This is a genomic window from Marinifilum sp. D714 (assembly GCF_030851345.1).
Classification (GTDB): domain Bacteria; phylum Bacteroidota; class Bacteroidia; order Bacteroidales; family Marinifilaceae; genus Marinifilum.
The window spans coordinates 110,876-123,403 of sequence record NZ_JALPNU010000003.1; the positions used below are offsets into that span (position 1 = coordinate 110,876).

The window sequence follows — 12,528 nt, forward strand, 5'->3', positions numbered from 1 at the left end:
TCCAATTGCTCAACAATATAAGCATTTCTTAAGTACAATAAAAATTTTTATTGGGGCTATATTGTAAAAAATTGCCCTAAACCTTGAGTGAATTTTAATGTTCAAATAAAAGTCAATTCTAATCCAGGACATCCACCATAAACATTGGATCCTTGTTAAAAGCCGTCCAATCCTTTTTAAGGGCCTTGTACATCTCTTCCATACCTTCACCCTCTATCCCGCTCTTTTTCAGCTCCAAAATGTATTTCATCAGGTTGTAACAGGTGGTAAACTGCCCACAGGCAATCAAGGAATTCATTCTATCCAATTTGATATCTTCCTCGCTCCACCAAAGGGTTGTTGGGGCTTCCGAAGCAATCATGGCAACGGTTTTCAATTGCTTTTTAGGAGCAGAAATTTCTCCATTATTTTTCTTTTCACCATTCAATTCTCCAATTACCGAGCTAATTCTTCTATTTTTCAAGCTATCCGAAGAGTACAGCAACTCATAATTCAGGTATCTGATTTGCTTCAGGAATACATTATTAATCATTTTGGCACCCGATGTGGCACGTTCTATGATCATGCGCTTTACCAAGTCAATATCCAATCGCTGAAAAGATTGAACTTCATCCAAAAGCGATTCCGGTACATTCTTTCTGAATACCGATTTAAGCTTTCGTATTACATCGTTCTTTACATGACCAAGAATAGCCCCAATTAAAGTAAAACTTAAACCAATCCCTGTAAATACTCCTCCTACAACGTATAAGGATGCCCAGTCTCTCCCCTTAATCAGTTCCAAAGAATTGATCAGCATGATCAGAATACCTGCCAACAACACAGACCAATACAACCAGTGAACACGAACATACCTTAAGAGGCTCTTCATTTTCTCTTTGATCGACAGCTTAGTGGTATCCTGGGTGCTTTCGGCTTGCCAGGGCTGCATATCGCTGCTGCCCACATCGTTTACAATGATCAAATCCAGTGGTTTTTGGCGTTGCTTGGAATTGCTGATGTTCACCATACTCCCAATGCCCTGGTTGTCAACAATGCCTCCATCCATTACACCAACCCCATGGCAGAAATCAGGCAGACGCTTTAAAGCCTTGTAATGAGGATCTTTTTGCTCTCGAATGTAATCGTCAGGAAAAACCAGTGGCTCGAATCCAATGGGAAAACAGGAGGATGAAGCTACGATATCCGACAGCTGTACTTTTGCACTTAGCTGATTCATTTCGGCACAGCGCAAACTTCCATTTCCAAACACACCCACGTTCTGAAAACGGAAAGCTTTGCCATATGAAAACTCCGTAGCGTTGAAACAAACATGTTTCAGACTTGGGGATGTACTCTTTTTGAACATGCCAAACTCTCCCTTGAAAATGGGCATATCAGCATAGGTTAACGCAAAGGCATTGATGAGCGAAGGCTTCTTGTACGGATGTTTCGCCCAGACTTCGGCGAATTCCAACTTGGCCACCGCATGTTCCACCAATTTGTCATTGCTTGGCGCAAAGTTCTGATAAAAAGCTTTGTAGAAAGTATGGAAGTCGAAATTCTCTTCCTGAACAGCCTTTGCATAGGCCACAGCCAGCAAAGAACCTCCACTAACCGAACTTACGGCCTCTACATGGCTCAATAAAGACTCTCCCTGGTAGTTAATTTTATTGAGATAGGACACAACGCCCAGGGAAAAAAAGGTAGCGCGATATCCTCCACCGCTAAAGCACAAGCCGATGGATTCGAATGGGGTGATTGGGGTTTGCATAGGTTATTAATTATAAGAATTGAGTTAGTTTGTCTTTCAAACTATAAATATAATAATTAATACATTTCAATAATGTATCTTTGATGTGTTGAATTACAACTATCCGATCGCTTAACACCCTTGCAAAACAGTTGTGATTTGCTTGCAGAATGTATCTTTGATGTGTTGAATTACAACCTAATATCGTAATCAGTTCCATGCCCACTAGTTGTGATTTGCTTGCAGAATGTATCTTTGATGTGTTGAATTACAACAGTGGGAAGGTAATGAGTTGGATGAAGCAGTTGTGATTTGCTTGCAGAATGTATCTTTGATGTGTTGAATTACAACCTGATCGGCCCTGGTTACAATCGTTGCTGGGTTGTGATTTGCTTGCAGAATGTATCTTTGATGTGTTGAATTACAACCAAACCGTTACATACAACGGTGAACAGGTAGTTGTGATTTGCTTGCAGAATGTATCTTTGATGTGTTGAATTACAACAACATGGTTTGGATTCTGTTGGTATTATGGGTTGTGATTTGCTTGCAGAATGTATCTTTGATGTGTTGAATTACAACCTATCGTGCGCTTAAATACTTATTTGATTAGTTGTGATTTGCTTGCAGAATGTATCTTTGATGTGTTGAATTACAACGATAAGGTTTCAATTCCTCAAGCTCCTGGAGTTGTGATTTGCTTGCAGAATGTATCTTTGATGTGTTGAATTACAACAGAAGATCAGTTTTTATACTCTCATAGCACGTTGTGATTTGCTTGCAGAATGTATCTTTGATGTGTTGAATTACAACCTTTTTCTCTATCAGTGTATCCACTTGTTAGTTGTGATTTGCTTGCAGAATGTATCTTTGATGTGTTGAATTACAACCGCCAGCCAAATCATTAACAAATGGACCTAGTTGTGATTTGCTTGCAGAATGTATCTTTGATGTGTTGAATTACAACAAACGCGCATGGGGTGAACAATTGTGCAAAGTTGTGATTTGCTTGCAGAATGTATCTTTGATGTGTTGAATTACAACTTCCATAACCCGGATAGCTCATTATTTAAAGTTGTGATTTGCTTGCAGAATGTATCTTTGATGTGTTGAATTACAACTAAAATCGATAATAATATAATCCGATTAGTGTTGTGATTTGCTTGCAGAATGTATCTTTGATGTGTTGAATTACAACGTATTATAATGACACATGAACAATTTAATGGTTGTGATTTGCTTGCAGAATGTATCTTTGATGTGTTGAATTACAACCAGCACCCCTAAGTAATGTATTCTCCAATTGTTGTGATTTGCTTGCAGAATGTATCTTTGATGTGTTGAATTACAACTGATACTGGTTCTGGTGATACTGGTTCTAGGTTGTGATTTGCTTGCAGAATGTATCTTTGATGTGTTGAATTACAACAAGATGGTGAGTTTATCGCACAATGTAATAGTTGTGATTTGCTTGCAGAATGTATCTTTGATGTGTTGAATTACAACAATTACTAATAAAACATATATCATAAAATAGTTGTGATTTGCTTGCAGAATGTATCTTTGATGTGTTGAATTACAACACTTTCTTAACAATTGCTTTTTAATAGTATGTTGTGATTTGCTTGCAGAATGTATCTTTGATGTGTTGAATTACAACATTAATTAGGTCGTTAGATATGTACACATAGTTGTGATTTGCTTGCAGAATGTATCTTTGATGTGTTGAATTACAACTGTAATAATTCTGGCAATGTAATTGGATTAGTTGTGATTTGCTTGCAGAATGTATCTTTGATGTGTTGAATTACAACTAAGCAAGCAGAGGTTGAAGAAGTTCAGGAGTTGTGATTTGCTTGCAGAATGTATCTTTGATGTGTTGAATTACAACAGTTTCGGGTAATTCAATGCCATTTCTAAAGTTGTGATTTGCTTGCAGAATGTATCTTTGATGTGTTGAATTACAACTTAGAAATACCGTTATCTGAATTAATGGATGTTGTGATTTGCTTGCAGAATGTATCTTTGATGTGTTGAATTACAACCCTATTGCTAAATATAACTCTTTTAGCATGGTTGTGATTTGCTTGCAGAATGTATCTTTGATGTGTTGAATTACAACAAGTGCTTCTTCTGCCAATTCTCTTTGTTGGTTGTGATTTGCTTGCAGAATGTATCTTTGATGTGTTGAATTACAACTCACTCACTCTCACCCTCACCCCGCCGGAGTTGTGATTTGCTTGCAGAATGTATCTTTGATGTGTTGAATTACAACGGGAAGTCAGTAAGTATTAAATCAACTATCGTTGTGATTTGCTTGCAGAATGTATCTTTGATGTGTTGAATTACAACGTAAACATCCTTTTTACCAACTGTGACTCCGTTGTGATTTGCTTGCAGAATGTATCTTTGATGTGTTGAATTACAACGAATGGCAAGTGCTTTCAAACATCGCTTTTGTTGTGATTTGCTTGCAGAATGTATCTTTGATGTGTTGAATTACAACTGGCTAAATTACCACAAGCAGCTTAGAGTGTTGTGATTTGCTTGCAGAATGTATCTTTGATGTGTTGAATTACAACGGCTTTTCTGAAAATCAAAATGTATTCAGGGTTGTGATTTGCTTGCAGAATGTATCTTTGATGTGTTGAATTACAACGTACGAACAAAATTGCTGTTCTGTTGACATGTTGTGATTTGCTTGCAGAATGTATCTTTGATGTGTTGAATTACAACAGAAATCGATTAGGTTTTCTTCTTTGATTGTTGTGATTTGCTTGCAGAATGTATCTTTGATGTGTTGAATTACAACAACTAAAGAGTTTGGGATTTCATTATAATAGTTGTGATTTGCTTGCAGAATGTATCTTTGATGTGTTGAATTACAACTGTTGAAAGTTAACTTTATGTCATTATATGGTTGTGATTTGCTTGCAGAATGTATCTTTGATGTGTTGAATTACAACCTATTCGGGAATCTTTCTTTTAGTTTTATCGTTGTGATTTGCTTGCAGAATGTATCTTTGATGTGTTGAATTACAACTTATTATGGCCATAGTCATTGTAAAAGTCAGTTGTGATTTGCTTGCAGAATGTATCTTTGATGTGTTGAATTACAACCTAAGGCGATGCAACCGTCAAGTTGCTTTAGTTGTGATTTGCTTGCAGAATGTATCTTTGATGTGTTGAATTACAACCCTGGAGATATTTTTGAACATCCAATTATAGTTGTGATTTGCTTGCAGAATGTATCTTTGATGTGTTGAATTACAACTATCGTTGTGGCTGGGATCATCATTGTATAGTTGTGATTTGCTTGCAGAATGTATCTTTGATGTGTTGAATTACAACGACTGGAAATGGAAACATGTTCGGTAGTGGGTTGTGATTTGCTTGCAGAATGTATCTTTGATGTGTTGAATTACAACTTTGACTTTTTCTATTCAAATATTCACTACGTTGTGATTTGCTTGCAGAATGTATCTTTGATGTGTTGAATTACAACGAAATAAAAAAGATAAAAAAAGTACAGATTGTTGTGATTTGCTTGCAGAATGTATCTTTGATGTGTTGAATTACAACATTTTCACCACAACAAAAAAAAGATCTTTCGTTGTGATTTGCTTGCAGAATGTATCTTTGATGTGTTGAATTACAACAGCTTTTGTTTATGGCAGCCACGACACCATGTTGTGATTTGCTTGCAGAATGTATCTTTGATGTGTTGAATTACAACTGATCAATTAAATAAATCTCTATAAAATCGGTTGTGATTTGCTTGCAGAATGTATCTTTGATGTGTTGAATTACAACAAACAGTATTAAGACATGAAGAGTATGCAAGTTGTGATTTGCTTGCAGAATGTATCTTTGATGTGTTGAATTACAACCGAACCTTCTAATCCTAAAGTGTCTGTTGGGTTGTGATTTGCTTGCAGAATGTATCTTTGATGTGTTGAATTACAACTTGTCCAGTTCGCGCCGAAACTACGACATAGTTGTGATTTGCTTGCAGAATGTATCTTTGATGTGTTGAATTACAACAGGAGGATGAATAATGACAGAAAACAAACCGTTGTGATTTGCTTGCAGAATGTATCTTTGATGTGTTGAATTACAACCGAGAATAACAACTATAACCAAGCCAGTTAGTTGTGATTTGCTTGCAGAATGTATCTTTGATGTGTTGAATTACAACAGCTTGTTGATCACAGAAAGACATATCTGCGTTGTGATTTGCTTGCAGAATGTATCTTTGATGTGTTGAATTACAACATTAAACGTTAATAAACTCCCTGCATTACGGTTGTGATTTGCTTGCAGAATGTATCTTTGATGTGTTGAATTACAACCTATCAAGGGAAAGTATCTCACAATAAGAAAGTTGCAATCTACATCAGAAATGAAAAACCCGAAGCTTTTTGGCTTCGGGTTTTCTTGTTATGGAGATTTTTTGAATTCTAACAGTAGTGATCGAAGCAAGTAATTTTTAAATATGCTAAGCATCTCAAAGATGCTAAGCATGTAAAAACCAAGATCAAAAAAGTTGTAACTGCTGCACCACATCCGGTTTATCAGCTTCTTCCCTGCTGTAAAACAATTCCATGGCTGCAAATTGCTTGTCGGTGATTTTTAGAATTCCGACATGACCATGTTCGGGCAACAAATGTTTTACACGTTTGGCATGAACATCAGCATTTTCGCGAGATGGACAGGTTCGCATGTAAATGGAAAACTGAAACATGGTAAATCCATCTTTCAACAATTCCTTTCGAAATCGGCCTGCTGCCTTCCTTTCCTTTTTGGTATCGGTAGGCAAATCGAAAAACACCAGCACCCACATGCTACGATATTGGCTTAAGGCTTCGTGACTCATAAAAATCGGGATAGAGTATTTTACGTCGTTCTCCGGCAAAACATTCGAACAAGGAGTTTGTGGTTCGGCTAATGGCTGTCATTAAAGGACTTTTTTTACCAGCTATTAACACATCACTGGTTAATACACTCAACAATTTTGCTTTTTGGTCGGTTGTTAAATCTTCCGATGTAAACTCTCCATTGTAATACATGGGCAATACCAACTGATCGCAAAACGGACGGTAAGGTTCCATGATATCATCGGCCAAACAATAGGCATTGTATTTGTTCCTGTGAAAAATACCTAAAGTAGGCAGCATGCCACTACTCACCAAAGCACGTGCTACTGCTGCACGAATTAAAGCATAAGTATAATTCAGCTGCGGATTAGGCGCTTTCCCGAAACGCTCGCGAACAAAATCATCTTCTCCCAAAAGCAAATCCCAATACACTTTGGCAGCACGTCCTTCCACATTGTCCGAATCGCCCGATTTAATTTGAGGAATTAAAGCATGCAATCTTTTGGCCTCCTTTCCCATTTGTTCCAAAATATCTGCCTGATTGGCCACCTTAGCAGCAACCGTTTGAGCCCACAAGTTCTTTTTTAAAGGCTCAGAAGCTGCTATTTGTATTCTAAAACGCTCCGATTGCAAGGAGTTGCCAGCCAAAGGCATGAACAAACCCACAGGGTGATGTTTCTCGTTACAGGATAAAACCGCCACATTGTTTAGTACCAATTCCGAAAGCAAAGCCTGGCTAATGGTTACCTGCGGATGATCCAAAACCACCACTCCTATGTCTTCTATGGGAATGCTGGCAACCTCCTTTCTTTGTTCTGGTTTTAATACTTTCAATTGTTTGTCCTGTCTACGCAAATAAGCAGGATTTCCAAAATACAATGTGCGTTTTATCATGATTGTCTATTTTAATTTCACATACTCATTTCCAACTCTTGCTTTTGGTAAAGTTCTTCTCCAACACTTACAATTCTACCAAGATGATCCAATCTCACCTTTTTAATTGTTCCAAGAGGTGCTGTACTTCTGATATTTATATAGCTTATATCTTTTAAAGCTTTATTTTCTTCAACATTTGTTTCCAAATGAAATCTAAACATATAATTCTTTGTAGCAATCTTCTGTACTCTATACAAATGCTTCGAAACTACTTTTGCATTTCTCTCATCCAATAAATCCAAATCATTTGGATCAAAACCTTCGGCAGGGAAAACAAACATTTCATTTTGTTTCATGGTAAACAAAAATTGCCATCCTTCCTTCTTCTTATAGTCGTAATCAATTACAGAAACTCCTGCATTTACCCTGGCAACAGCCTCATAAAAAGAAACAACCTGTTCTTGCAATTTGCCTTTGTGGTCTCTATAAATAGCCACATGATGGTTGTTTCCTGTACTTACAAAATCTACTGGTTTGGTTTTGCCTTCAGCATCCATTATTAAATTGCGATTGTGATCTTTCTGATCGTGTAAGGCTTCTGCATTTTTTACACCAGAGATTTTAACACGTTTCATTGCGATTCCAGCCTTTTCATTCAACCAAATTGGATTTTTATCAAGATTTGAAAAAGCTTCCTTAGCATTGCCTCCAAACTCTTCCAGTCTGGCACTCAAAATTCTTTTTACACCTTCATCTATTACCTTATCCAATTTTAAATCAGGTCCTATTTCCTTTCTAATGGTATAATTCTCTTCTGCTACATGAATTTTTACCTTTTCAGGCACTTGTTCTTGTTTTGCAGCATCGGTATAAACTGGATTCTTTGCAACCGCATTTTTTCCGGTAAATGCTTTCTTGGCATCGTTCCCAAATTCAGCCAGGCGCCTTAAAATGGCATCCTTGTATTTTGGTTTGCATACTTTTAGTGCTGTTTCAAAAGTCATTTTGACACCTAATTTTTCCTCTTTTACCCCTTGCTCTATTATCCTTCCATAAACTGTTTCTTTATGTAGCTGTCCGCGAGGTGTAAGTTGTACTTTTTTAAAGGTTTCACCAGATTTCCTGTAATGGTTTACATTCTGCGTTACTACCTTATTTTTAGCTTTAAATGAAATTAGTATTTGTTCCAGATGATTTTTAACCTCCTGTCTGAAATTGGGCATTGGTGATTTAAATACACGTTTCTTTCTCCCGCTTTTAGTCTCTAAAGCGGTCGTTATTTTATTTCTAATTCCGTATAGTTTGCTCTCTTTCTCGCGAGAAGCATGCAAGTTATTTAAATATTGAACATGATCGTAGGTAGTAAAAGCAGCAGTTAAGGCATCCATAGCATGATGGCGATGATCGTTGCGCTTGGTCCAATCTTTTATCACCAGTACTTTCTGATCATTCTTTCTTTCCTGCTCTTCGGTCAAACCTAAAGCTTTGTACTTCGGCAAATTCAATTCCTTCATTACATTCACCAATCCCCAATCATCACGCAAACGATCAGTAACACTACCCGAGGTGGTGTTAACCGTTCGGATTACTTCCATTAACATTTGCTTTGCTTTTTTAGCTATATACTGGCTGTTTCTAAGATCACGCTCAATAAAATCATTAGGCAAATCCACTTCCTTCATCAGTAATTTTTCATACTTAGCCTTACTGATGCCTTTTACTTGTTTGGTATTATGAGTTTTTAACCAGGCAGCATACAAACTTTCCACTCTTGCCTTAAAATCCAGCAATTCAACACTGTATTTTTCTGAAATAAAATCCATTGCAGTCGAATCACCTTTTTCCAAATTCACCTCCCGAAAAGCCAACGTTTTATTCGAAAAAGAGTCATCAAACAATTTTGCTTTTGGAATAATATGCTCAATATCTATATCCTTTGAAAATAGTTGTGATGGTGAAATATAACGATTGGTAAAGATGGTCTTATAACCATTCTCACTCAATTCTTCATATAGTCTATATCTAATAATATCATTTCTTGTAGGATTCAGCACATTAAAAGGAGCTTTTCTAAGAATTTTAACAATCTCTTCATTTCTTTTCTTAGCATCATTAATTCCTTGGGTCATTCTCTTTCGCTCATCAGCCGACTTTTTCAACTCACGAGCCAATTCAATCCTTACTTCATCAGGTTTTCCATATACCTCAATTACCTGATTCACCAAATTCACCATTTGATTCAAAATCTTTTCAACCACAGGATTGCGCAAACTATTTTTGGGCAATAAATTTAATTGATCTTTTAGCTCCCTACTTGCCAATTCTTCTGCATTCAAAGAGTGTGAATGATTATAACCAGCCTCATTGCAGGCTTCGGAATACAGAAATCCCTTTTTCAAATATGGATATATCTTTTTTATGGCACGAGCACTCAATTGTCCATAATCCTGCTGCAAATTTAAATTAGCCAACATAGCTGCATATTGAGGCTGAAAACCAAAACCTTTGTGCAGCTTTTTCTTTAATGCTACTGCCGAATTTCCATAAACAAACTGATCTTCCTCACTAATCTTCTCATCATCTTCAACAGAATAAATCAAATGCCATAACTGATATGCAGCTTGCTTATCAAATTCATTTCCCTTAATATCGGCATCAAAACGAAGTAAATCTTCAGATAAACCAATCTCTGGAAAGATTGCTTTCAACTCCTCATTAATTTCTCTTGCTGATTTCTTAGCCCAATCGAATCCATAACCCTCATACTCTGCAATCAATTGATAAACTCCATATAGCTGTTGATTTGTTGTATTACCTGAAAGCCCTTCCTTATAGTTCAGTTTCCATTCTTTTTTCGGTAGTTCCAAACACTTCAATACCTGATCGTGACTTAAATCTCCTCTTACATTCAACTCTTCGAACAAAATCTGCCTTTCCATTTCATCAAGTTTTCTCTGCTCTTTACTTTTCTGGTTTTGAAGCTCTAAACTATTTACCAAGCACCAAACTTTAAACTCTTGAAACAAAGGTGATGACTTTGGTATAGCCTTATGTTTCGGTTCAAACTCACAATTACTAATTAAGTGTTTCTGCGATTTCAACTTACGCTGATAAAAGATAACAACATCGCGCACTTCTTCTTTCAGTTCTGGAGTTAACTCCCTATGGTGCTGAGCTTGTGTTTCCCATATCTTCTCAAACTCATCTAAATAATCCTGACGATAAAAAACTTTGTTCTTTAAACTGCCGTGGAAATTCTTCTGTAACTGGCGATAAAGATTCTGTCCTATGGTTTCCTTTTCAAAATACAGTTCCTTACTTCTATCGCTAATAGCTCCCAGGTAGCCACTCGATTTATTTAGGTTATTATTAATTTCGACCAATACGTAAGCAATAACTTCTATCGGTAACTGCTGCTGGAGAGCATCTACTCTCCATTGATAATGTTGTAATTTTACTTGCTCACGTTTACCCTTGTTCTCAGCAGTGTATATCTGGTGCACTGCTAAAAACAATTTTCGAGTATTTTGTTGCCCTTGCCCTTCAAGTTTCCTGTAAAACTCTTCGGTAAGAATATCCGGATGATACTGTTTCTGATAATTCCATATTGCATCGAACTCTGATTTTAAATCAGAACGATAAAATTCTGGAATATAATTTCTACCATCATTTAACAAGTTCAATACATACTGTCCCGGAGTCAATCCTTTATCGTATAATTCTTTTGCTATAGCCATTCCGTCAATCACACTTCCCTCTTCTTCATTTTTGGCTTTACGACTACTTTTGTAACCTCTTTTTTTATTAATGGCAAACAATACTCTGGCAAACTCCTCCAACTCAATTTTATCAGTTGCTGCTGCTGATCGCAATCTCCAAGTTTCATGAGTTGTAAAATTTCCTTCTTCCGTTAAAACTGTATCCTTCAGAATTATACCCGATTTTATAAGTAGTTCCTTAAGGTTTTGTCTCCTTTGTTTATAACGTTGTAGGTTTCTTCTTGCACCACGCTTTAAAGTTCTATCAGCATTCACCGATAATGGGTTACCTTTTTCAAAATCGGTTTGCTCATCTGTCGTTAATGGATTAACGCGTACACCCAATTTAATTATTTCTGAATGTTCGTAATCATTCTCAGCCTCATTAACCAAAGCCCAACCTATTGAGGTTGTTCCAAGATCTAATCCTAATATTTTTTTCATTATGAGTTGTATGTTTAGTTTATTGTTTCTATTTTTGGAGTACATTCTGTAAGCAAATCACAATAAGGATTATTCCGTTGTGAAAACATTTAAGCCGCCTCGACTTTCCATTCGGGGCTTTTTTATGCTCTAATCTTTCCTGATATATGAGCTATCGGTTTCCATAGCTATAATCCAAGCTGTTTCGTGAAGTAAACCGATATAATTGTGCGAAGTGTTGGTCATGTGATTGAATAATATTCTTCTCAATAGAATGAACAATATGTAAATATAAAAAAATTATTTAGAAGTAAACAGTAATTATTCTGGATAAATCTGGTTCGATATTAGCTCCATTTTTATTTATTCAAGATTAAATTTTTGGCCAAGCAAAACAGTTCATTCTGATGTGGAATCAGTTTAATTTGGATAATTTACAAACTAATATGAGCAATTTACAAACTAATATGGGCTGTTTTTAAACTGATTGGAGCTGTTTTAAAACTGATTTGGGCTGTTTTTTAACTAATTTGAGCGATTTACAAACTAATATGAGCTGTTTTCAAATTGACTTGGGCTGTTTACAAACTCTAAATTCTTAGATTTTAATTGATTTCTATTTACATGCATAACTGTTGTAACAGAATATAAAACCATTTAATTTGCCTACTATTTGTATTATACAGCGATTCATCCTTTGCATTTTATATAGTCATAATTTTATTTATAAAGCAAAAGCTTAATTTTTATCAACTTTCCACACCACAAACCTTAATAGTTAATTATCTGTACATTACCAGATTTTAGGCTAAAGTTAAATCCTTGTGTAACTCTTGTTTTAGGTTTTTCAACTATTAAACTT

Annotated in this window: 4 protein-coding genes and 2 CRISPR repeat arrays; all 4 genes read right to left on the minus strand. The window is 36.1% G+C overall.

The genetic code is table 11. The features are described 5' to 3' along the window. Positions 1–118: 118 nt before the first annotated feature. Positions 119–1,753 carry a patatin-like phospholipase family protein gene (locus M0051_RS04140; protein WP_306740284.1) on the minus strand — a complete coding sequence of 545 codons (1,635 nt, stop codon included), beginning with the start codon at positions 1,751–1,753 and terminating at the stop codon, positions 119–121. Positions 1,754–1,883: 130 nt separating this feature from the next. Then, a CRISPR array of direct repeats spans positions 1,884–4,468; the repeat unit is 47 nt; unit sequence GTTGTGATTTGCTTGCAGAATGTATCTTTGATGTGTTGAATTACAAC. A gap of 568 nt (positions 4,469–5,036) precedes the next feature. Then, positions 5,037–6,084: a CRISPR direct-repeat array (repeat unit 47 nt; unit sequence GTTGTGATTTGCTTGCAGAATGTATCTTTGATGTGTTGAATTACAAC). Between the two features lie 185 nt (positions 6,085–6,269). Next, a complete protein-coding gene (gene cas2 / locus M0051_RS04145) occupies positions 6,270–6,608 on the minus strand; it encodes a CRISPR-associated endonuclease Cas2 (protein WP_306740285.1) in 339 nt (112 codons plus the stop codon). Beyond that, positions 6,577–7,503, minus strand: coding sequence for a type II CRISPR-associated endonuclease Cas1 (cas1, locus tag M0051_RS04150; protein WP_306740286.1), 927 nt, complete (start codon positions 7,501–7,503; stop codon positions 6,577–6,579). Before cas1 ends, cas2 begins: the two co-directional genes overlap by 32 nt. Before the next feature lie 17 nt (positions 7,504–7,520). Continuing rightward, on the minus strand, positions 7,521–11,687 hold the full coding sequence (gene cas9 / locus M0051_RS04155) for a type II CRISPR RNA-guided endonuclease Cas9 (RefSeq protein ID WP_306740287.1): 4,167 nt from the start codon (positions 11,685–11,687) through the stop codon (positions 7,521–7,523). Positions 11,688–12,528 lie beyond the last annotated feature (841 nt).